The sequence below is a fragment of the Thalassobellus citreus genome (assembly GCF_044385915.1).
Classification (GTDB): domain Bacteria; phylum Bacteroidota; class Bacteroidia; order Flavobacteriales; family Flavobacteriaceae; genus Thalassobellus; species Thalassobellus citreus.
In genome coordinates, this window is record NZ_JBISCC010000124.1 from 222,000 (window position 1) to 246,151 (window position 24,152).

The following is a 24,152-nucleotide window of genomic DNA, read 5'->3' on the forward strand; positions in this document are numbered from 1 at the left end:
TGTGGTTTTTTTTGTTTGAAATGTTTTAATTTTAAAAAAAAAACAAGGGTTCTTAAAATTTGCTTTGTTATATTTTTATATGTAATTTTTTAGAATTATTAAATGTAATCGATTACATATAGTGTTTGCCCCAAGTTTAGTATACCTACATAAATGATTAAATAATTTGTATTGTTCTATTTAGATATTATTCTATTTAACCAAAAGGAGAATATCTATTTAAAAGTAGAGCAATATAAAGATTATAACTAAATTAACTAAACAAATTGACACATGAAGAAACTATCAATTTTATTAATGATTACCTTGTCGTTATGCGCAGTTTTGATGCAAGGACAAACAACCACATCCTATAATTTAGCAGATGGATCTACTTTTACTAATACAGGAACCCAATGGGATCCAGTTACCACAACTACAAGTCCAGATGGTAAAGTAAGAACCCAAGCTGCTACAAGTCCATGGCATAGTTCTGGCTATGGCGTTGCTTTTAAAGATGGTAACTCGCTTGAAATTGATGTTATAGGTCATACTACTGTTCGTTTTTACGGATCCATATATAGTAATGGAGCGATGAGTGGAGGTACAACAGTTGGTGGCAATGATTTAGGTTCAGAAGATGTAAAAGTTTCTACTGATAAAACAGGTTTTTATGAGTTTACTCATATTGGAGGGCCTGCTACATTATATTTCACATTTAGTGGAGATAATGCCTATACTCCAGTTATTGATGTCATTTCACTTACATCCTCTTATAACTTAGCAGATGGATCTACTTTTACTAATACAGGAACCCAATGGGATCCCGTTACTTCAACAACAAGTCCTGATGGTAAATTAAGAACACAAGCAGCTACAAGTCCATGGCATAGTTCTGGTTATGGTGTCGCTTTTAAAGGTGGAAATTCTCTAGAAGTAGATGTTACTGGTACCAGTACTACTGTTCGTTTTTACGGATCTGTATATAGTAACGGAACAATGAGTGGAGGTACAACTGCTGGAGGTAGTGATTTAGGTACAGCTGATGTAAAAGTTTCTACTGATAAAACCGGGTTTTATGAATTTACTTATACTGGAGGTCCTACCACTTTGTATTTCACGTTTAGTGGCGATAATGCTTATACACCAGCTATAGAAGTAAGCAACCTTCCTGTTACTGTAATTAAAACTGATGTTTGGGATTTTGGAGCAGAAGAATTAGATCCAGTGTTATATAATAATATGCTTACAGAAGCTAAAATTAATGCTTGGTATGATGGAACTATAACCCCAGGCTCTTCTGGAAATGTGTTGGCTACAACATTTACAGAGGGAGTCTTAAGTTGGACAGGAGGAACTAATGATCGATTAAGAACTTCTAATACGAATCTTACACGTTATGACGAAAATCTAGGAGGAGCTTCTGGTTATTCAGGTAGAGTTTATGTAAATGCGGGTGGAGCAACTGATAGACAAATGACTTTAGCTTTAAACCAAGATGATGAAGTTACGGTAATGATGCTTACTCAATCAGGAACAGGAATGATTCATTTTGAATATGCGTCAGATCCTGCTGTTCAAGATGATATTGTAGCAGTAGGAGCTACAGTACAAGAAGTGAAATTTGTAGCCAAATCTGCAGGTGATTATCATATTTATGATGAAGCTGATAAACCAAGTTATTATAGAATACTAAGAAAAGATGCTAATTATGTAACGTTAACAGGTAATGTTGACGAAACTCTAGCTTCTGGTATCCCTGGAGGTTATTCTATAGATTTTACCAATGATGCAGGAAAAACATATTCAGCAGTTGTTTCTAGCGGTACTTATAGTATAGATTTACCAGCAGATAAAACCTATGCACTTGGTTTAGGTAATGCTAATGGTTATGTCATATCTAATGGTCTTACTTTAGATGTTACAGAAACTACAACAAGTTATGATGTTTCTGTGATTCAGGTAGATTTATTTACAGTAACAGGTAATATAACAGGGTTAACCGATTTAACTAACCTTTCATTAACTTATACGCCTGATCCTGCAGCAAACAAAATTTACGACCCAATTATTACTATAGATACAGGAGCGTTAACGTATAGTGTAGATCTTGAAGCAGGAGTTGAGTATACAATTTCAGCAGAAGGAGTTAATGATTTTGAAATTTTAGCCAATACAATTACTATTACAGGAGTTGAAACTTCAGATATTGCATTTACACAAAAACCATTACACAATATAACAATTGATGCACCTGCATTAGATGCAACGCAATTAGGTAAATTAAGTTTAACATTTACTAATTTAGACGAAACAGGTTATGAATACAGTTTTACAGATGTAACAGCAGTTGCTCTTAGAGATGGTGTTTATTCGATTGGGTATGATGGTTTAGATGAGTATGCCATTGAATTAGGTTTAACTTCTAATTTAACTGTTTCTGGATCGGCTACTTCTAAAACATTAACATTTACTCCAGTAACAAATTGGAGTTTTGATGATAAGGTTATTTTAAACACAGATTTGTTTTATAAAGGATTGGCTATCTCTGGTTTAAAAAATGAAATTGCAAAAGGACACCTTTCTGGAGGAGATGGTAGTACGATCATAGTTTCAATGAATCCTGGCGAAAAAATGATTGTATCATATTATTATACTGCAGATTTTAGTATTGATGGTGGAGATTTAGTTTATACTAATAGTAAAAGTACTGGGCAAATAGAAAGTGTTGAGTACGTTTATCAAGGTTCTACATCGGGAACAGTAACAATTACTTGTGGAGCTAGTCAAGGCACAACTTATTTTACAAATATAGAGATTAAGCAAGTTGTTTCTTTTGCAGCTATTATTACTGTTGGGACAGATAAAGATTATCAAACTATTAACGAAGCCTTAAATGCTATTGCTCAAATGGATCGTCCAAATGATGAACGTGTTACAGTAATTATAGATCCAGGTAATTATGAAGAAATGATTGTTATTAATAGTGCAAACGTAACTTTAAAAAATGCAGCAACGTCACCTAGTATTGCTATTTTAAATGCAGGTGTAGATATTGATGCCAATGCGGTAAGAATCACTTCTTATTATGGTCAAAAATATAATTTTTATAGTCAAGGTTCTGATAATAAATGGCATGCAGATGTATTAGCTGCTAATAAAGCTAATGGCTATATATCACATGTTAATGATGAAGGTTCGACTAACGGTTCTTATTGGAATGCAACTGTTGTAGTAATCGCTGATGGTTTTACAGCTGAAAATATTATTCTTGAAAATTCATTTAATCAATATATATCTCAAAAAGAATCAGAAGATATTGTAGAAAGAAAGGCTATTAGTGAGCCAGTAAGACCTACAGACTATGGTAATACATCTGTGCAAGATAGAAGCGCGGGTTATGTAACTCAAGCTGCAGCAATTGGAATTGCAAATGGTACAGATAAAGTTACTTTAAATAATTGTCGAGTTATTGGTCGTCAAGATTCTTTTTACGGAGGAAAAGACTCTAGAGTTGTAGTTTACAAAGGTGCTATGATGGGTGCCGTAGATTATATTTATGGAGGTATGAGTGCTGTGTTTTACCAAACAGATCTTATATTAAACACAAGTGATTCAGGAAGCGATGTTGCTTATATTACTGCAGCTCAACAAACAAGTGGAAGAGGGTATTTAATGTATGAATGTCATGTAAAATCACCTGTTCCAGGTGTTGAAACAGCATCAGTTAATGGTTCAAAACCTGGTTATTTTGGTCGTCCATGGAGTCCAAATACAAGTGAAGTTGTATTTTATAATACAACTATAGACGAGTCAAATAACCCAAGTTATATAGGGCAATCTTTAATTTTTCCTGATGGATGGAAAAGCTCTTTAGGAGGAGAATCTAGTAAGATGTATGAAAGAAGTACTAATGAAATTTCTGGTGAAGATAATTCTGGGAGTCGTGCTTCTTGGTCAACTATACTTTCAACAGATCAATTAACTGACGGAACAGATATTACTACTTTAAATTTTACAAAAGGTAATGATGGTTGGGATCCAATTGCTGCATTAATAAGTTTAGGTATTGATGATGTGTTTGCATCTGGTTCTTCTGTAAAAGTATCGGGTTATAATAATAGAATTTATGTTTCTAATGTTAAATCGAATACTAACATTAATATTTATAATCTTAATGGGGCATTGGTTAAATCATTAAAAACTGATACAGATACCGATTTTAATTTTAAAAATGGTCTGTGGATTGTTACAATTAAAGATGCTGATGGTCAAAAAGCTATAAAAGTATTAACACACTAAGTATTAATTTGTAGTCCTTTAAAAGACGAATAGCTTATAAGTTATTCGTCTTTTTTTTTGTATTTTTTACATTTATTTTTTAATCGCAAAAAAAGGTTCTTTTTTTTGTGATAATATTGTATGTCAGTGTGATAACAAGTTTTTTTAACATAAAAACGGTTGTTTTTTTTGTGTTATTATAAATAAATGCTTAATTTTATGCAATCGATTACAATAATGTAATTGAATTAAACTTTTTAACTATTTAAGACATGAAAAAAAATTTACTTTTATTAACATTATCAATGTTACTTTTTACCTCGCTATCACAAGCCCAACTAATTAAAGTTTGGGATTTTGGGGGAGTACAATTAGATGGTGCTACTTACGACAATCAATTGAATGTAACTTCAATAAATGCAGTTGTTAACTTAAATGCAGGTACAGTTACTCAAGGAGCTGCAGATACTAATAATCAGATTGCCGCACCTGGGTTAGATTTTGGTGCTATTAAGTATGTAACAGATGGTACTAATGATAGACTAAGAGTTGCCGATGGCACAATTACTAGTAGAGATAACAATGGCGGTCTTAATTTTGGAGATTTAGGTCTTGGTGGTAGAATTTATGTTAATTCTAGCGGTAAAAGAGGAAGATATTTATCAATAACTACTGCGACAGATAACCAAGAAGTAACTATTATCTTTAGAGGTGAAAATGTTGATGGAAGCGGTAATTTTGGTCATCACATTGATAGTGCAGATGGTACTACTTTTACTCAATTCTATCCATTAACCGATGATACGATTAAAGAACTTCATATTACACTTCCAACTGCTGGTGAGTATCAATATTATGATGATATTGGTAAGCCTAGTTGGTACAGAGTATATTTTGGTAATGTAACTATTGATGACATACCAGCATCAGATGTTATTGGTAATAGATTAAGTATCGACAATAAAAATATTGTTACAACCAATGTGAAAGCTGTTAAGAGTAGAGTTTATGTGTCTAATGTAAAATCTTCAACTGAAGTAAAAGTTTTTAGTATTACTGGTGCTTTAGTTAAGTCTTTTAAAATTAATAAAGATACAAGTTTCAGTCTTAAGCAAGGTCTTTATATCGCTACAGTTAAAACTTCAGAAGGTCAAAAATCTGTTAAGGTGTTAACTAGATAGTATATTTTTAAATATAAACTGTAAAAAAGGGGGATATGTATTTCATATCTCCCTTTTTTTATTATATGTTTTATCAGTGGATATATTATTATATATTTACAAAGTTTAAATAGAATTTAGTACTTCAATTTTTTTACAACGTTTATAAGCATTAAATTCTATAAAAAAGATGTTTTTTTTATAATTTTACATACCTTTGTGTAATCGATTACAATTTAAATTTTATGTCTTTTTTGGGACATAAAATAATTATATAATATTAAAGACTAAGCTTAAGATGAGCAAAAAATTTATTACCGACAATTTTCTTTTAGAAAATAAATACGCAGAAGAGTTATATCATAATTATTCTAAAAACCAACCAATTATAGATTATCATAATCATTTATCACCACAATTAATTGCAGAAGATAAAGTATTTGATAACGTTACCAATGTTTGGATAGACGGAGATCATTACAAATGGCGTGCTATGCGTACATTAGGTGTTAATGAGAAATTTATAACAGGTACTGGATCTGATAAAGACAAGTTTTTGAATTGGGGAAAAACAGTGCCTTATACAATGCGTAACCCTTTATACCATTGGACGCATTTAGAGTTAGCTCGTTATTTTGATGTATATGATTTGTTAAATGAGCAATCTGCTGATAAAATTTACGAAGAAGTATCAGCTAAGGTTAATACAAAAGAATATAGCACACAAAATTTACTGCGTAAGGTTAATGCAGAATATGTTTGTACTACTGAAGATCCAATTGATACTTTAGAGTATCATCAACAAATAAGAAAAAATAATTTAGATATTAAAGTTGGTACATCTTTTAGACCAGATAAAGCAATATTAATTTCTAATGATGGTTATAACGATTATGTAGACTCTTTAGCAGGCGTTGTAGGAACATCTATTAATACTTATGATGACTTATGTGATGCTTTAAAAAGTAGAATTGACTTTTTTGATAAAAATGGATGTTCTGTTTGCGATCATGGTTTAGATCAAATTTATTTTGAGGCCTTCACCGAAACTGAAGTGAAATCAATCTTCAAAAAGAAAAGAGAGAATCAAGATATTACACCTGAAGAAGCATTAAAATTCCAAAGTGCTATTTTATTATTTTTAGCTGAAACATATCATGAGTTTGGTTGGGTTCAACAATATCATTTAGGAGCTCTTAGAAATAATAACAAAAGAATGTTAGATGTTTTAGGTCCTGATACTGGATGGGATTCTATTGGCGATTATCCGCAAGCACAAAAATTATCTGCATTTTTAAATGCTTTAGATAGTAAAGATAAATTAACTAAAACTATTATTTATAACTTAAATCCTGCCGACAATGAAGTTATGGCTACCATGATTGGTAATTTTAATGATGGAAGTGTTAGAGGTAAAGTACAGTTTGGATCTGGATGGTGGTTCTTAGATCAAAAAGATGGTATGACCAAACAATTAAATGCGCTATCAAATATGGGCCTTATTAGTTGTTTTATTGGGATGCTAACAGATTCAAGAAGTTTCTTGTCTTTTCCAAGACATGAATATTTCAGACGTATTCTTTGTAATCTTTTAGGAGACGAAATTAAAAGAGGCGAATTACCAAACGATATGGAATGGATTGGTAAAATGGTTTCTGATATTAGTTATAATAACGCAAAAGATTATTTTAAAATTTAAACAAGAGTATTACCAACTTAAATTTTATATACACAAAGTATAAGTGTATATTTAACACGAATAAACTAGAAAATTATGAATGAAACTAAAAAGATAGGAAACTATCGGTACAGGATTTTAGCACTCTTAATGTTTGCTACAACCATTAACTACTTCGATAGAAGTATTATTGGAGTAATGGCGCCAACTTTAGAAAAAATGTTTGGTTGGACTAATAATGATTATGCAAATATCATGATATCATTTAAAGTAGCCTATGCATTAGGTATGCTTTCAATGGGTGGTTTAATTGACCGTTTAGGTACAAAAAAAGGATATACTTTATCAATTGCTATATGGAGTATTTTTGGAATGTTACATGCAGTAGTACGCCCAGGATTTAGTGTTATTGGTTTTGCTGCAGCCAGATTTGGTTTAGGTTTTGGTGAGTCTGGAAACTTTCCAGCAGCCATAAAAACTACAGCAGAGTGGTTTCCTAAAAAAGACAGAGCTTTTGCTACGGGGTTATTTAATGCCGCAACTAGTGTTGGTGCCATAGCAGCACCTTTTGTAATTGGTTGGATTGTGCATAAAGATGGAACAAACTGGCAAATACCATTTTTAATAACAGGTGCACTTAGTGCTATTTGGGTATTTCTATGGTTACGTACTTACAAAAAACCAGAAGTACACCCTAAATTATCAAAAGAAGAATTAGCATATATTCAAAGTGATTCTGAAGCTGAAAACGAAGAAAAATTACCATGGAAAAGTGTTCTTGACAAACGTCAAACTTGGGCTTTTGCTTTAGCTAAAGTTACAGATGCTGTTTGGTGGTTCTACCTTTTCTGGGGAGCAAAATTCTTAGCTGATACTTTTGGTGTTGATATTCATAATATTGCATTACCATTCTTTGTTATTTACATTTTAGCAGATGGTGGTAGTATTCTAGGAGGTTACCTTTCTGGTGCTTTCATTAAAAAAGGATGGGCTATAAATAAAGCTAGAAAAGTAACATTATTAATATGTGCTTTAATTATTTTACCAGTATGTTTTGTAGCTGTTACAGAAAGTAAATGGGTAGCCATTATACTTATAGGTGTTGCAGCAGCTGGTCATCAAGCTTGGTCTGCTAATATATTCACACTAGTATCTGATGTATTTCCTAAAAAAGCAACAGCTTCTGTTGTTGGTATTGGTGGAATGGTTGGTGCAGTTGCAGGTATTCTTGCAGATAAAGCATTAGGTTCTGTACTTGATACAGCTGGTAATTCAGGGTATTTCTGGGCATTCATGATTGCTGGTTCATGTTACCTTATTATACTTGGATTGGTACATTTATTAATGCCAAAAATGACACCTTTAGATGAAAATCTAAAACCTATTAAAGAGTAGTAATTAAGAGTCTTTAAAATAAAAATTAAAAAAAGAATTAAATTAATCTTAAATATTACAAGGTTAATTTAATTCTTTAACTATTACATAAAAATGAAAAAACTAAATAGAGTAAATGTTGGATTAGAAGAAAAGCTTCCAATCAAAATAGTGCAATTTGGGGAAGGTAATTTCTTAAGAGCCTTTATAGGTTATGCGTTTCAAGAATTAAATAAAGCAGCAGATTTTAATGCGGGAATAGCTGTTGTACAACCAATTGATAGAGGTTTAGTGAAAATGCTAAACGATCAAGATGGATTGTATACACTTTTTATGAAAGGTGTTAAAAAAGGGGAAGAAATTCAAAATATTGAATTAATTTCTAATATAGTTAAGGGCGTAGATCCTTATGCTAATTTTAATGATTATTTAAGTTTAGCAAAAGAAGAATCTTTAGAGTTTATAATCTCTAATACTACTGAAGCAGGAATTGCTTATGTAAGTTCAGATACTCCAGAAATGCAACCACCAAGTTCATTTCCAGCTAAATTAACAGTGCTTTTAAATGAAAGATTTAAGCATTTTAATGGTGATGCTTCTAAAGGTTTAACTATCATTCCTTGTGAGTTAATTAATCATAATTCTGAAACTTTAAAAGAAATTATTTTAAAGTATGCTGCAGATTGGAATTTAGGCGAAGACTTTAAAACTTGGTTGTTAGAGAGCAATGCTTTCCATAGTACATTGGTAGATAGAATTGTTCCAGGATATCCAAAAGATGAAATTGAAGCTTATAATGCACAATTAGATTATTCAGATAATTTAATAGTAGCTGCCGAAGCTTTCTTATTATGGGTTATTGAAGGAGGCGATGAATTAAAAGCAAAATTACCATTTAATAAAACAAGTTTAGATGTTAAGATTGTAGATGATATGCAACCTTATAGAACTAGAAAAGTGCGTATCTTAAATGGTGCACATACAGCAATGGTACCTTTTTCTATTCTTTATGGAAATAAAACTGTAAAACAATCTGTAGATAATGAATTTACAGGAGAGTTTATTAATAAAGCAGTTTTCAGCGAAATCATTGATACCCTAGATATGGATAGAGATGAATTAAACAGTTTTGCTGATGAGATTTTTGATCGTTTTAGAAATCCATTTATTATTCATAACTTATCGAGTATCGCTTTAAATACAGTTTCTAAATTTAAAGTTAGAGTATTACCAAGTTTATTAGGTTATGTAGATGTTAATGGTAAAATACCAACAAACTTAACATTCGCTTTAGCTTCTTTAATTCGTTTTTATAAAGGAACTTGGAATGGTGAAACTTTACCTGTTCAAGATAGCGAAGAAATTGTAGCTAACTTTGCTAAAATATGGGAGTCTAACGATTATGCTGAAATTGCGAGTAAGGTATTAAGTACTGAAGCGTATTGGGGTGAAGATTTAACCAAAGTTGAGAATTTAACAAATGCTATTGCCTTAGCTCTAGAAGAGATTGATGCTAATGGTATTGAAGAAGGTTTTGCTAATTATAGCAAAAAATACTAAGTTTTAGAAAATAACAAATTATTACAATGCAGAAAAAGATCATTAAAGTAAATTCTCCAGACAACGTTGCCGTTGCTTTGGTAAATTTAAATGCAGGCGATATTGTTTCTTTTGAAGGAGAAGATATTAAGATACTTTCTTATACAAAATCAAAACATAAAATAGCTTTACAAAAGTTTGAATCTGGAGATAGAATTATCATGTACAGTGTGCTTGTAGGTACAGCTAATGGAGTTATTGAAAAAGGAGATGTATTAACTACTGAAAACGTGAAACATCAAAGTGAAAAGGTTTTTGGTAAAACAGAATCATTTACTTGGGAAGCTCCTAATGTTGAGAAGTGGAAAGGAAGAACCTTTAATGGTTATCACAGAGAAGATGGACAAGTAGGAACAGAAAATGTATGGTTGTTTTTTCCTTTGGTTTTTTGTGAAAACAGAAATATTGAAATTTTAAAAGATATTTTTGAAAAAGAGCTTTTAAAAGAAAAAGAAACATCACAACAATTATTACTTCGTTCATTAATAAGTGGAGATTCAAAAGAAGCTATTGTTGAGAAAGAATCAGACAAAGTATTTAATAATATTGATGTAAAGTTTATTACACATCCAGGTGGTTGTGGAGCTATCAGGCAAGATGCTGAAAGTTTAGCAAAATTATTGGCTGGATATGTGCATAATCCAAATGTTGCTGGAGTAACAGTATTGAGTTTAGGTTGTCAAAACCTTCAGATAAGCGTTTTTCAAGATGCTCTTAATGCTATTAATCCAAACTTGAAAAAGCCAGTTCTTATTTATGAACAACAACAAATGGGAACAGTTGATGAAATGTTAACTGTGGTTGTAAAAGAATCTTTTGAAGCTATTAAAGAAGCTAATAAAGCAGAGCGTAAACCTGCACCATTATCTAAACTTAAAGTAGGTTTAGAATGTGGTGGATCTGATGGCTTTTCTGGTATTTCTGCCAACCCAACTTTAGGAGCGGTTTCAGATTTATTAGTAGGCTTAGGAGGTACAGCTGTTTTAGCTGAGTTCCCTGAATTATGTGGTGTTGAGCAAGAATTAGTAAATAGATGTGTAGATGATGCTGATGGTGAAAAGTTTTTAGAGTTAATGAAAGCTTATGAGAAATCTGTTGTAGATGCTGGTTCTGGGTTTGATATGAACCCTTCTCCAGGTAACATTAAAGACGGTTTAATTACTGATGCTATGAAATCTGCCGGTGCAGCTAAAAAAGGAGGTACTTCTCCAGTTGAAGCTGTTTTAGATTATGGTGAGTATATTACTAAACCAGGTTTAAATTTACTATGTACACCAGGTAATGATGTAGAGAGTACAACTGGTTTGGTTGGTTCTGGAGCAAACGTTGTTTTATTTACAACAGGTTTAGGAACACCAACAGGAAATCCAATTGCACCAATTATTAAAGTATCTTCAAACACAGAAATGGCGATTAAAATGTCAGATATAATTGATATTGAAACAGGAGCTGTTATCCGAGGAGAGAAAACCATTGATGAAATGGCTGAAGATATGTTAGAATTTATAATTAAAGTTGCTAGTGGTGATATTCAAACCAAAGCAAAACTATTAAATCAAAATGATTTTATTCCTTGGAGACGAGGCGTATCATTATAATGATATTTATTTAAAATGATTTGAAAAACCAAGCCTTAGTGCTTGGTTTTTTTATGAAGTATTTTTAATATATTTTTTGTTTGAAAGAGATTTATATTTGTATAGTGAAGATGTGTACGTTGTAATAACAAGGGTTTTTGAAATTAGTTTTGTATTATATTTAGTCGATGATGAATCACCACATTAGTAAAGAGAGAATCGATTATATTTTAAACTAAATGATATAAAAGTTATGATGAATACACTTAAATGTTTAATAATATTTGTTAGTCTAGTTTTTTTAGCTGGTTGTAGTAGTGATAACCCTAGTGAAGAAACTTCTAATAAAATTCTAATTAAATCCATTATAATTAATGGAAGTGATATTGATGATGGTAAGGCAAAACAATTATCACTTGTAATATTACCAAACAATGCATCAAATAAAGCTGTTACTTGGAGTGTTTCAGATGAAACTATAGCTACAATTTCATCAACAGGTATTTTATCACCCATTGATAATGGAAATATAACAGTTACAGTAATAGCCAGTGACGACTCTTCAACTACGGTTGAAAGAGCTTTTAAAATTTCAGGTGTAACTGGGCCACCTGTTTTAGTAAACAATATAACGATTACTGGAAGTGATATTACTGATGGTAGTGAACAACAATTAATGGTTGAAGTCTTACCTACTGAAGCAACAAACAAAGCTGTTACTTGGATCGTATCCGATCCTCTTGTTGCTGAAATATCAAGTACAGGATTACTAACTCCAAAAGATAATGGGTTGGTTACAGTTACTGCAACCGCTGTCGATGGAAGTGGAATAAGTGGTCAAAAATTAATAAATATTTCAGGTATAACACCTGTATATGCTACCATTTTAAAAGCTGAAAATATGTTGCTATGGCAACGTAGTAATGGAGGCTGGCCAAAAGAACCTTATAATGATTTTTCAGGTTATGAGAGAGAACAAACTTCTATTGAAATTTCAACTGCTAATAATACTAAAGACTATACAGATACAACAATTGATAATAATCATACTGTTGGTGAACTGAAGTTTTTATTAAGCGCTTATAATTCTACAAATAATCCTAACTATTTGGATGCTGCAATTAGAGCTATTGATTACCTTTTTGAAGCACAATATGATAATGGCGGTTGGCCTCAATATTATCCTTTAAAAACAAACTATAGTCGTCATATAACTTATAATGACAATGCTATGGGTAATGTTATGAATTTAATGAAGGACATTATTAATGGAGATAGTAATACAGATGTACTTGATGCATCTTATGTTGCTAAAGCTCAAACAGCGTTTGATAAAGGAATTCAAGTTATTTTAGACACTCAAGTTAAAATTAATGGTGTAAAAACAGCTTGGTGTGCACAACACGATGCTGTTACTTTAGCTCCAGTAAAAGCAAGGTCTTATGAATTGGCTTCTAATAGCGGATCTGAATCTGTAGGTGTGACTAGATTATTAATGGCTATAGAAAGCCCTTCTGCAGAAGTTATTGATGCTGTTAATAGTGCTATAGCTTGGTTTGAGTCTGTTAAGATCGTTGGTTATGCGTTACAAGATACTGGTAGTGATAAGGTTTTAGTAGAATCGACAGGTAATGTAATGTGGGGAAGGTTTTATACTTTAGATGATTATACGGGTAATGAATATGAATCATTGTTTAATACCTTTGAGCCAAATGAACCATTTTTTTGTAGTAGGGAGGGTGGCCCAAGAAAAACGATTGCCGAAATATCACATGAAAGAAGAAATGGGTATTCTTGGTATGGTAATTGGCCTAAAAATTTAATTAGTTCAGAGTATACTTCTTGGAAAACCAAACACGGTATTTAATAATAACTCTAAGAAAATTTCTTAAAAATTTTACTTGATTAAAAAAGGCTCCAAGAATTTAATTCTTGGAGCCTTTTTTAAGTTTTATTTAAACACTGTATTCAAAAAACTAACAGTGTGATTTAGTGTTGTTTCAAACCAAGGATGCATGAGCCAGAAAGAATGTGGACTTTCTGCAATGGTATGAGTTTCATTATAAATATTGTGTTTATTTAGAATAGTCAGCATATCATCACGTCCCGCATGAAAACGTGCTTGTGCGCTATTAATAAAAAGCGTAGGAGGGGTGTTTTTATTTACATATTCTAATGGAGATGCTTCCTTCCAATTTTTAAAATTTTCTTCTTTTTCACCATTAAGCCAAATTCCAGCCATAGATTGTTTACCAGGTTTTGATTCTGCAGCAGCTTCAGGATGAATAAAAGATACAATGCCATCTATATTCACTATAGCTTGAACTTCATCAGTAATTGATGCATCATAGCCATAAACAGATGAATTTGGTGTAACTCCAATCAATGTTGCTAATTGTGCGCCTGCTGAAGCTCCTAATATGGCTATTTTATCGGGGTTTATCTTATATTTTCTAGCATGTTTTCGCATCCATCTCATGGCATCTTTTAAATCGATAACGCCTGCTGGATACACAGCTTCAAAACCAAGTCTATATGAGACTGAGATAGCTACAAAACCATTATCAGCTAAATATTGAGCCATGATACGCTCATTTTCTTTACTGCCAACGAGCCAACCACCTCCATGAATTAATAAAACTGCTGGATATCTTTTTGAGTTTTTGTTTTTAGGTATATAAACATCTAGCCTTAACTTAGTACCATCTACTTTTTTATAAACAACATCTTCTTTGTAACAAATAGCTTTTGAAACCAAAGGTTCAATAGGGGAAATAAAAGGGTAATTTTTTTTTAATTTCTCATAGGTGTTTTCAATAGTATATGGTTTGTAATCTTCTTTTTTTACTTGTGAAAAAGTATTGCTAGTAATAGCAAACAATACGGTTAAGTATACTATGTTTTTTAAGACTTTCATTATTAATTTAGTATGACTGTTTTCTCAGATAGCCCTTTTGCTATTATAATTTGTTCTTTTTCGTTTGAAAAATTACTTTTATCTAACTGAATATTTTCACTTTTTTCTCCTAATATTTTAATTGGTAATTTACTTTCTTCAAAAGTTAAATTTGAAACTTTTACATTTTTACCATTATAAATAGTAAGTGCATGATCATTAGAAGCAATGACTTCAATGTTAGAGAGTGTTAATCCATCTACATCTATAGCTGTTATACCTTTTTTAGTTTCGAATACAGCATTTTCAAGCGATACATTTTTTAAACTCATTTCTGGTAACCCCATAAAAAATGCCGCCTTTTCAGAATTTGAAACTCTGATGTTTTTCATGAAAATATTTCTAAAAGAAGGTGTTTCTTCATTGACTTCAACTAAAATTTGATCTCGTTTTTCTTCTATAGATTTATCTCCCTCATCTAGCATTGGTGATTCGCCACCGTAAAATAAATTAAAACGAATAGCTTCTGCAGGAATCTTTGTCATGTTAATGTTTGAGATGTAAATGTTTTCTACTAAACCACCTCTTCCTCTAGTGCTTTTAAAACGTAAACCAACGTCGGTTCCTATAAATGTACAATTTGAAACATGTACATTATTAACACCTCCAGACATTTCACTACCTATAATAAAACCTCCATGGGCATGGTATACTGTGTTATTTTTTACAATAACATTTTGTGTAGGCATACTTAGTTTTCTGCCATCTTCATCTTTTCCAGATTTAAAACAAATGGCGTCGTCACCAACATCAAAAGTGTTATTATAAATTAATACATTTTTACAAGAATCTAGATCTAAACCATCACCATTTTGTGAATACCAAGGGTTTCTAATATCAAGATTTCTAATAATAATATCTTCACTTTTTAAAGGATGAATATTCCAAGCAGGGGAGTTTTGAAAAGTTGGGCCATCTAAGAGTATTCTTTTACTAGTAGAAATACTTATCATTACCGGTCTTAGAAAATCTTTTACTGATTCTAACTCAGCATCATTAATTAAATCTGGTACATTAAAACTGGAGCTGCTTTCATAGCCTTTTTTTGAGCTTTCAGTAGGGAACCATCTGTTTCCATCGGCTGATAAAGTGCCACCAGAATTAAGAAGTTTTTGCCATTGTTTAGTTGTCATTTTTCCTTTTTTAACAGGTCGCCATGCATCACCATTACCATCTATGATGCCGCTTCCTGTAATAGCAATATTTTCAACTTTAAAAGCATTGATTGGAGATATGCATCTAACAGTATGTAAGCCTTCAAAGCTTGTTTTTATAAGTTTATAATCATCAAAGTCTTTGCTAAATAGGATTAACGAACCATCTTCTAAATGAAGATTTACATTGCTTTTTAAAGTAATAGGTCCAGTAAGCCAAATACCTCTAGGAATTATAACTTTACCGCCACCTTTAATGTTTACATCATTTATAGCTTTAGAAAAAGCATCTGTGTTTTTAAAAAGACCACCACTTTTTGCTCCAAAATCTCTAATACTAACGGTGTAATCTGGAAAGCTTGTCGTTTTTACCTTTGGCATTTCAAATTCAACACCTTCATAAATATCAAGGTTATTAATCTCAACAACTTTCTGAGTTTCTTGTTGTTTACATGAAATGATTATTAATGATAAACAAAAAATTACTGCTAATTTATTCATAATGTATTATTTAGTGATTCTGAAATAATCTACATCAGCATATCCATACCGTTTAGCTTCTTTTGTACTAATACTGAATAAGCCAACTTTAGCACCTATCCATTTTCCGTTTGTAGCTTTAAACGGTTTACCTATATTTTTATATTTTTTTCCGTTTTCAGAATAGCTAAATTGGCACATAGCATCTGGCCCAACAACATTAACTTTAAAATATGCAGAATTGGTTTTTATACGCTCTTCGGCATTAGTTACTTCTTTTGCACCTTTAATGGCACCTATAGCTTCTGTTTGTTTAATAAAATAACCATTTTCATCAAGACTAATACTTAAGGTGGCATAATTCATACCCATAACGAGAAGTCCTGTCGTTTTTCCGTTGGTAGCATCTTCAGGGTGTAATGTTATTTTTGTAGCTGCTGTAAAGTTTGGAGCCGGAAATTTTTGAAGTAATAAATTTGGAACCATCCATAAGTTAACGGCATCTTCTGGAGGAATGATAGAGAACAGTCTTAAATAATCCTTATTAGGAAATTTAACATGCCATAAAATATTTGAATTTGCATGCCATTGCCATTGAAGTCCAATATCTTGTCCGTCAAAATTATCAGTTTCAACAGGAGTTTCTATAGGGTAGGTTTTGCCAACGTTTGGTTTTTTATGCGAAGTAACAGGTTCGCCAATTCCATTGCCATCAAAATCTTTACCCATAACTGGCCAATCATTTTTCCAAGACATAGGTTGTAAATAAACTATACGTCCGTAAGCACCAACATCTTGAAAATGATAAAACCAAGATTCTCCATTTGGCGTATCGACCCAAGCACCTTGATGTGGACCGTTAATTGCTGTGCTTCCTTGTTCTAAAACTACTTTTTCTTCATAAGGACCGTAAACATTTTTTGAACGTAAAATGAGTTGCCACCCTGTTGAAACACCTCCTGCCGGAGCAAAAATGTAGTAGTATCCATTACGTTTGTAAAACTTAGTGCCTTCAACAGTGGTATGATTATCATGACCATCAAACACATGTACACCTTCATCTAAAACTTTAGTGCCTTCAGCATTCATTTTATTTACTGTTAGAATGCTTTTTACACCAGCTCTACTACCTGCATAAGCATGCGAAAGATAAACGTCTCCATTATCATCCCATAAAGGGCTAGGATCTATAAGTCCTTTACCTTCCATAACTAGCACTGGTTCGTCCCATCTTCCATAAGGGTCTTTAGTTTTTACCATGTAAATACCAAAATCTGGATCGCCCCAATAAATATAAAGTTCGTTATTATGGTATCGAATACTTGGTGCCCAAATACCGTTTCCGTGTTGTGGAACTTTGAAGGTGTCGTATGGTACTTGTTGTTTTACGGCATAGTTTATTAATTTCCAGTTTACCATATCTTTAGAATGTAAAACTGGTAATCCTGGAGCCGAATTAAAGCTAGAAGATGTCATGTAATAATCATCGCCAACTCTTACAACATCTGGGTCTGAATAATCAGAATATATTATAGGGTTTTTGTAAGTTCCGTCTCCATTATCGGCTACCCAAACTTCAGATACATAAGGTTTGTTTTGTGCAAATAATAGAGTCGTACTAATTAGGGTTAATAAAAATGAATATAGTTTCATCTGCTATGTTTTTATTTAGAGATTATTTATTTTATACCTACAGTAATAATGTAACCGAGAATATTTTGCATTTTTAACAACATACTAAATACTTTTGATAACAAACTATTACAATCTTCCTATATAAAACTTCACCTCTCTCGATAGCTATCGGGAGAGGTGAAGTCTAAATTAATATTGGTTAAATTTATCTATTTAACTCTAAAGCAGCCAAAATAAATGGACCTGTACCATGTAAATTGTTTACTCTTTTTGCTTCACCAATATAATACTCAAAAGAACCATCTCTATAAGGATTTCCACCTAAACCTGCTCCTTTACAAGTTTGAGTAAGATGAATTTCTCCATCTTCGTCTACTTTAACCAATTCTTTTATAAGTCCATCAAATGCTTTGTTAGCAGCTCCTTTAAAGCTTTCTGGTAGGTAACCCTTGTTAACACCTTTTGCAAATGCATAAGCGAACATTGCAGTTCCTGATGATTCTAAATAATTACCTTCTCTATCAGCTAGATCTGGAATTTGATACCAAATACCTGTTGAGTCTTGTACTTTTACTAAAGCTGTTGACAAATCGTTTAAATAACCTATTAAATTATCTCTTTTAGGGTGATCTTCAGGAAGGTAATCTAATACATCAACTAATGCCATAACATACCAACCTAATGAACGTGACCAAAAGTTTGGAGATTTACCAGTTACTTTATCTGCCCAACCCATTTTCTTGCTTTCATCCCAAGCATGATATAATAAGCCTGTTTTTTCGTCTAATGTTTGTTTGTAGCTTAGGTCAAATTGGTGCACTACATCATCAAAGTTTTTACCATCTTCATATTCTGAAATGTATCTCGCATAAAATGGTTGTCCCATATATAATCCATCTAACCACATTTGATTTGGATATATTTTCTTATGCCACAAACCTTTAGATTTAGTTCTTGGATGACTGTCTAATTGTTTTCTTAATGTTTTAATAGCTGTTAAATATCTTTCGTCTTTTGTTTTTTCATATAAGAAGAAAAGAATTTTACCTGCATTAATATTATCAATGTTATACTTTTCCATTTTATAACCATGAATAGTACCAGTGCTATCAATTAAATCGTCAGCATATCCTTTTTCATATTCAAAATATTTTTCATTCCCAGTTTTTTGATACAGTTTTTCAAAAGATAAGCCTAATAAGCCATGCTTGTAATTCCAGTTTATTCTAGCATGATTATCTACAGCACTTGCTTTAGGAAAGCGTTTCATAATAGATAATGCCATACGTTCCGACCACTTTAAGTTTTCTGGAACCGCTTTTTCTACTGTTGTAGTTTTTTCTGCGACTTCTTTTTTTGTTTCCTTGCAAGAGGTTAAAGATAAACCTACAGCGATTGTAAAAAGTGCGATGTATTTAGTTGTAGTTTTCATTTTTACTAATTTATTGTATTCGTTTTTTCTAGGGATTCTAATTTTTTGTTTAAGTCAGCAATAAAAGCTTCTTCGGTTTTTATTCCATTAGGTTCTTGTTCCCAAGCTCCTAAAAAGTAATATGTTAAAGCCTTAGTAGAAGGTTTAAAAACAACTAAGTTGTCATCAATACCTTCTTTTTGTTCTGCTACTTCATCAAGTTTATAAAACAATGCCATTCCTAAATTATCTGGAGGGCTTGTTACTGTCTGTATACCATAAGTTGCAATATATGCCCATTTTTCACCTTCCTTTTTTTGAAGCGCTAAACCGTGTTTTACAATACCGGTACATAATCCTGTAATTTCTTTAGAAGGTGTTAATTCTGCTTTGGTAAACCTGTCTTGCGGATAAATAGTAAGTTTTGATTTTAAATCGATGCTTTCATTACCAGATTCCCATCCTGTGTATTCTATATTTACAGAAGCACTACTTTCTGAGTTTTCAACACTAGCAAACGTGTTTTTTACTTTTTGAAAATGTACAACAGTATCGGCAACAATGCGTCCGTAACCACCAATTCCCATTGATTTTCCTGCTTTTAATATATCTTGTCCCCAAGGCGCATCTTCATGATACGAATCAAATCCATCTTGACCAACAAATGGTAGCACTAACGAATCTACTTTCTTTCCATATATATCAATAGCATTTCTCCAATCTAAATATAAACGATATCCTATTTTGCTATTTTCCCAACCTGGACCTTCGTAACGGATGTACCAAGAATGATCGGTGTGTTCAGCAGGTACTTGAAGTTCGTTTACATTTTTGAAGGTACCGTCAATATATTCTTTATGCCCTCTTGAACCATCAACCCATTTGCCTCCTTCTGCAATAGAAATTTCAGCATAACTTTTAGAAGTTATTTGTGTTTCTGCTACATTATTGGTTGTTTCTGAAGTAGCATCAGATTTTTTTTCTTTACAAGAAAAAAGACTTAAAAATACAATTGATATAATTGCTAAGTTTTTCATGATATAATTTTACTTATGGTTTAGTATTGTTTTCCGTTTATAGTGGTGTTTTTAAATACAATAGGTTCTGAGTTTTCAACAGATAAAGGTGTTTTAGCGCCTTTAATAGTAACGTTTGTTAATGTTACGTTTTTAACAAGGCTTTGTTCTCTTCCTTTTATTAAAATACCATATTTACCACTGTTCTCCACTTGAATATCTTCTAAATGAATATTTTTAATGGAAGGAATAAATTCACCTTCTTGATTGGCATAAATACCGTAATGTGTATTAATTCTTAAAAGCGCTTCTTTTACTTGTCCTACTTGAATATTTTTAACATAAACATTTTCAACAAAACCACCTCTTAGTGTATTTGTTTTTATACGAATGGCTCTATCTAGTTCTGGACTGTCCATTTTACAATTTCTTGCATATACATTTCTAACACCTGCCGAAATCTCACTTCCTAAAACAACACCTCCATGGCCATCTTTCATATCGCAATTCTCAATTACAATATTTTCACTAGGAATATTTACGCGTCTACCATCTTCATTTCTTCCTGCTTTAATTGCTATACAATCATCACCAGTATTAAAAACACAATTGGTTATGTGTACATTTTTACAATACTCAGGATCACAACCATCATTATTTGGTCCGTGACTATTTACGGTAACACCATCAATTCTAACATAATTACTTTTTAATGGATGTATTACCCAAAAAGGAGCGTTTGTAATAGTAACTCCTTGTAATAATACATTCTCACATTCAAAAGGCTCAAAAAATGTTGGACGTAGTTGATATCCATCTCCAAAAAGACGCTCAGAAATAGGAGTTCCTTGTTCGTTCATAACACGTAATCTAGGTAAATTAATAGAATCATGTTGTTTAACAGCACCTTCTACCCATCCGTAAGAATCTTTTCCACACCATGGCCACCAGTTTGTATTGCTAGCTTGTCCGTTTAAAGTTCCTTTTCCTGTTACGGCTATGTTATTTTGTTTATAAGCACGAATAAGCGGGGAGTAGTTCATTAACTCAACACCTTCATAAGATGTATGAACAATTGGTAAGTAATCTTTATGATTTGTTGAAAAAAGGACATTTGCTCCTTCTTCAAGATGAAGATTTACATTGCTTTTTAAAACGATAGGACCTGTTACAAAATTACCAGAAGGAATAATTACTTTTCCTCCACCAGCTTCATTACATGCTGTAATAGCTTTTGATATAGCTTCTGTATTACTTGTTTTTCCATCAGAAACAGCTCCAAAATCGGTGATGTTAAAAGTTTTGTCTGGAAATTCTAATTTTTTTATTTCGCTAATAATTTTATCAGCAGCAGCAAAGGCATCAATTTCTGTAACTTTTTCTTCTTTTACTTTTTGTTTACAAGAGTTTAAAGAGACTGCAAAAATTGCAAGACAGAATAATAAATTTAGTGTTTTTTTTGTGTTTAGTTTCATTGATTTTAGTTTGATTACAATCGATTGTACTAAGGTAAGAAAGTTGAAATACTTGGCATAACTTTCTTTTAAAATATTTGTAATTTCAATAAAAATTGACTGTTTTTTTAGCAAAACTATAATTTGGGCACCCAATTATCGTCTCCTTTTAAGACTTTGCCTAACGTATATTTTTTGCTTTTTCTTTCAGATAATTTTTTAGACCATTTTACACGTTTGTTTGAAGCACCAGGACCTGAAGAATTATATTCTGCATAAAAAGCACTTCTTTCTGCTTTAGGTTTGTTCCAATTATGCCAACCTTCTGGCTTTATTTGTTTGTCCATAAAACAGTTTATAAAAACAGTTTGTGCATAATCGCGCCATGGTCTGCCTAAATAAAATGTGTTTTCTAAAGCACTTCCTGTTAATTTACAGTTGTTAAAAACCATACCATAAGGCGTGTTTTTATTTGTTGAAGCTGCGGTAATATAGCCTTTGTTTTTACAGAAAATTTCACAGTTTTCAAAATAGCCTGTGGACCATCCGAAAATAAAATCGACAGTGCCTTCTATATAACAGTCTTTATAATATTGTCTGCTTTGGTTTCCGTGAAGGTAAAGTGTATCTTGATTTCCTAAGAATTTGCAGTTTTGAAATATAACTCTATCTCCATCAACACGTACTGCAACTGCTTGACCAATTGGCCCTGCACTGTTTTCAAAAGTGATGTTTTTAGCTTTGAAATCATTTCCAAATACATAGAAAGAAGTAGAACCCGTTGTACCTACTTCTTCTCCAAAGGTATTATGTTTCTGTGCGAAATCGTCATAGGTTAAAATAGTTTTATCTTTATCTTCTCCTACAAAAGTGACATTGGTTTTTGAAGTTGGTAAAATTAATTTTTCTTTATAAATACCATTTTTAATATAGATTTTAGTTTCATTTTTTCTAAAATCTGGAACACTATTTATAGCTTCCTGAACCTTTGTAAAGTCACCTGTTCCATTTGAAGCTACAACAAAGTCATAGTTAATGCCTTCAATTATTCTTTTTTTTTTAGCCGAACTATTAACTAAAGAATGGCTATAAATTTCAATATTTGTATAGTTTTTGTCTAAGGTGTTTAAATGAGAATCTTTAGCATTAGGGTTTAAGTTGTTGTCTAGCTCCCATTCATTAGGTATGCCATCTTTATCTGAATCTAATGAACTTTGTTCTGATTTTAAAATTGGCCATCCTCCAACATTTTCTTGAGAATCTATAATACCATTTTTATAATTTACACTTCCTTCTTTTGTGTTATGAACTATTCTAGCATCAACAGCATCTCTTTGTTTGCTAGCACCAGCTTCTTTTAAAACACTATCGTATGCTTCAATAGAACTTTGCGTTGTAATATTATCAGCAATATTAATTTCAGTATCTAATTTAGCTTCTAGCGGATTATCACATTGAACACCACCATTCCAATTATTTTTTGAAATATCTTCATAGCCATTAACAAAATTTCCATCTACATAAAACTGTCCGTAAGGTTCTGAAGGACTTACTATTCTATCTAGTTTCGATGATGTTGTTGCTGGTCCTGATTTAAAATAATTATTCACTAAATTGTATGTGCCTTTTTCGCCACCATAAATATTATTTGCTCCCCAGTTATAAATGACATTATTTCTGAAATCTACAAATTCGTTTTCAGAATTTTCAGTAGTAGATGATCCGCTAAATCTAGGGTTTCTACTATTATTACTAACAATTAAGTTATGATGAAAGGATGCTTGTATGCCTCCCCAAATGCCACCATAACCATGTGATCCTTTTTTATGAACGGAGTTGTTTAAAGCTTCTGAAATAATGCAATATTGTAGTGTGAAATCTTTGTTGTTGTAAAAAGAAGCATTTTCATCTGTTCCCCAACTTATGGAACAATGATCTATAATTACATTTTTTGTGTTATTACAACCTAAAGCATCACCTTCATATTTATTTAAATCTCCCATTCTAAACCTTAAATAGCGAACAATAACGTTATCTGCTTTTATAGTAAAAGAATAGCCTTTTAGTGTAATACCATCACCAGGAGCTGTTTGCCCTAGAATTGTTAAATTTCCCTTTCCTTTATTAACGTCTAATTTAGATTTTAAATCTATGGTTCCTGAAACAGCAAAAACAATGGTTCTAGCTCCTTTTTTTTGGATGCCCTTTCTAAAACTTCCTTCGCCTTCATCATTTAAATTGGTTACTGTATAAATAATGCCTCCGCGTCCACCAGTTGCATGTTGTCCAAAACCTTCAGCCCCTGGAAATGCTAGTTGTTGTGAGTAACTAGAACTAAATAGTAATATGTTTATTGTAATTATTATATGAAGTTTTTTGAACATAATGACAAGATGTT

14 protein-coding genes are annotated in these 24,152 nt (G+C 31.9%); 7 read left to right on the forward strand and 7 right to left on the reverse strand.

Going from position 1 to position 24,152, the window contains the following annotated elements:
* The first annotated feature begins 273 nt into the window (after positions 1–273).
* The 7 genes from ACH5TX_RS09865 (at position 274) to pelA (ending at position 13,515) form a co-directional block, all read left to right on the forward strand.
* Positions 274–4,281, forward strand: a complete 4,008-nt coding sequence (locus ACH5TX_RS09865) for a pectinesterase family protein (protein WP_439339333.1) — start codon at positions 274–276, stop codon at positions 4,279–4,281.
* Positions 4,282–4,532: 251 nt separating this feature from the next.
* Positions 4,533–5,441, forward strand: coding sequence for a T9SS type A sorting domain-containing protein (locus tag ACH5TX_RS09870; RefSeq protein WP_439339334.1), 909 nt, complete (start codon positions 4,533–4,535; stop codon positions 5,439–5,441).
* A 277-nt stretch (positions 5,442–5,718) separates the two neighbouring features.
* Positions 5,719–7,119: a glucuronate isomerase gene (gene uxaC, locus ACH5TX_RS09875; RefSeq protein WP_439339335.1), complete on the forward strand. Its 1,401-nt coding sequence runs from the start codon at positions 5,719–5,721 to the stop codon at positions 7,117–7,119.
* A 75-nt stretch (positions 7,120–7,194) separates the two neighbouring features.
* Positions 7,195–8,493, forward strand: a complete 1,299-nt coding sequence (locus tag ACH5TX_RS09880) for an MFS transporter (RefSeq protein ID WP_439339336.1) — start codon at positions 7,195–7,197, stop codon at positions 8,491–8,493.
* 93 nt (positions 8,494–8,586) lie between these two features.
* Complete coding sequence (locus ACH5TX_RS09885) at positions 8,587–10,032, forward strand: tagaturonate reductase (protein WP_439339337.1); 1,446 nt, start codon at positions 8,587–8,589, stop codon at positions 10,030–10,032.
* A gap of 26 nt (positions 10,033–10,058) precedes the next feature.
* Positions 10,059–11,669, forward strand: coding sequence for a UxaA family hydrolase (locus tag ACH5TX_RS09890; RefSeq protein WP_439339338.1), 1,611 nt, complete (start codon positions 10,059–10,061; stop codon positions 11,667–11,669).
* Between the two features lie 232 nt (positions 11,670–11,901).
* A complete protein-coding gene (gene pelA, locus ACH5TX_RS09895) occupies positions 11,902–13,515 on the forward strand; it encodes a pectate lyase (RefSeq protein ID WP_439339339.1) in 1,614 nt (537 codons plus the stop codon).
* An 84-nt stretch (positions 13,516–13,599) separates the two neighbouring features.
* Here the strand turns inward: pelA and ACH5TX_RS09900 are convergent, their stop codons facing one another.
* The 7 genes from ACH5TX_RS09900 to ACH5TX_RS09930 form a co-directional block, all read right to left on the reverse strand.
* Positions 13,600–14,565, reverse strand: coding sequence for an alpha/beta hydrolase fold domain-containing protein (locus ACH5TX_RS09900; RefSeq protein WP_439339340.1), 966 nt, complete (start codon positions 14,563–14,565; stop codon positions 13,600–13,602).
* 2 nt (positions 14,566–14,567) lie between these two features.
* Positions 14,568–16,259 carry a glycoside hydrolase family 28 protein gene (locus ACH5TX_RS09905; protein ID WP_439339341.1) on the reverse strand — a complete coding sequence of 564 codons (1,692 nt, stop codon included), beginning with the start codon at positions 16,257–16,259 and terminating at the stop codon, positions 14,568–14,570.
* Between the two features lie 6 nt (positions 16,260–16,265).
* Positions 16,266–17,891: a glycoside hydrolase family 43 protein gene (locus ACH5TX_RS09910; protein WP_439339342.1), complete on the reverse strand. Its 1,626-nt coding sequence runs from the start codon at positions 17,889–17,891 to the stop codon at positions 16,266–16,268.
* A 187-nt stretch (positions 17,892–18,078) separates the two neighbouring features.
* Positions 18,079–19,305 (reverse strand): glycoside hydrolase family 88/105 protein, encoded by a 1,227-nt coding sequence (locus ACH5TX_RS09915; RefSeq protein WP_439339343.1) that lies wholly within the window; start codon positions 19,303–19,305, stop codon positions 18,079–18,081.
* A gap of 5 nt (positions 19,306–19,310) precedes the next feature.
* Entirely contained in the window at positions 19,311–20,321 is a 1,011-nt protein-coding gene (locus ACH5TX_RS09920) for a DUF4861 family protein (RefSeq protein WP_439339344.1), read from the reverse strand.
* A gap of 20 nt (positions 20,322–20,341) precedes the next feature.
* Positions 20,342–21,775 carry a glycoside hydrolase family 28 protein gene (locus tag ACH5TX_RS09925; RefSeq protein ID WP_439339345.1) on the reverse strand — a complete coding sequence of 478 codons (1,434 nt, stop codon included), beginning with the start codon at positions 21,773–21,775 and terminating at the stop codon, positions 20,342–20,344.
* Between the two features lie 116 nt (positions 21,776–21,891).
* Positions 21,892–24,138 carry a pectinesterase family protein gene (locus ACH5TX_RS09930; RefSeq protein WP_439339346.1) on the reverse strand — a complete coding sequence of 749 codons (2,247 nt, stop codon included), beginning with the start codon at positions 24,136–24,138 and terminating at the stop codon, positions 21,892–21,894.
* Positions 24,139–24,152 lie beyond the last annotated feature (14 nt).

What these genes read in the sequence shown, in the direction of transcription:
- pelA (WP_439339339.1), top strand. Translation starts at nt 11,902, where the DNA reads ATGATGAATACACTTAAATGTTTAATAATATTTGTTAGTCTAGTTTTT.
- ACH5TX_RS09870 (WP_439339334.1), top strand. Translation starts at nt 4,533, where the DNA reads ATGAAAAAAAATTTACTTTTATTAACATTATCAATGTTACTTTTTACC.
- ACH5TX_RS09900 (WP_439339340.1), bottom strand. Translation starts at nt 14,565, where the DNA reads ATGAAAGTCTTAAAAAACATAGTATACTTAACCGTATTGTTTGCTATT.
- ACH5TX_RS09880 (WP_439339336.1), top strand. Translation starts at nt 7,195, where the DNA reads ATGAATGAAACTAAAAAGATAGGAAACTATCGGTACAGGATTTTAGCA.
- ACH5TX_RS09910 (WP_439339342.1), bottom strand. Translation starts at nt 17,891, where the DNA reads ATGAAACTATATTCATTTTTATTAACCCTAATTAGTACGACTCTATTA.
- ACH5TX_RS09925 (WP_439339345.1), bottom strand. Translation starts at nt 21,775, where the DNA reads ATGAAACTAAACACAAAAAAAACACTAAATTTATTATTCTGTCTTGCA.
- ACH5TX_RS09915 (WP_439339343.1), bottom strand. Translation starts at nt 19,305, where the DNA reads ATGAAAACTACAACTAAATACATCGCACTTTTTACAATCGCTGTAGGT.
- ACH5TX_RS09865 (WP_439339333.1), top strand. Translation starts at nt 274, where the DNA reads ATGAAGAAACTATCAATTTTATTAATGATTACCTTGTCGTTATGCGCA.
- ACH5TX_RS09890 (WP_439339338.1), top strand. Translation starts at nt 10,059, where the DNA reads ATGCAGAAAAAGATCATTAAAGTAAATTCTCCAGACAACGTTGCCGTT.
- ACH5TX_RS09930 (WP_439339346.1), bottom strand. Translation starts at nt 24,138, where the DNA reads ATGTTCAAAAAACTTCATATAATAATTACAATAAACATATTACTATTT.
- ACH5TX_RS09885 (WP_439339337.1), top strand. Translation starts at nt 8,587, where the DNA reads ATGAAAAAACTAAATAGAGTAAATGTTGGATTAGAAGAAAAGCTTCCA.
- ACH5TX_RS09920 (WP_439339344.1), bottom strand. Translation starts at nt 20,321, where the DNA reads ATGAAAAACTTAGCAATTATATCAATTGTATTTTTAAGTCTTTTTTCT.
- uxaC (WP_439339335.1), top strand. Translation starts at nt 5,719, where the DNA reads ATGAGCAAAAAATTTATTACCGACAATTTTCTTTTAGAAAATAAATAC.
- ACH5TX_RS09905 (WP_439339341.1), bottom strand. Translation starts at nt 16,259, where the DNA reads ATGAATAAATTAGCAGTAATTTTTTGTTTATCATTAATAATCATTTCA.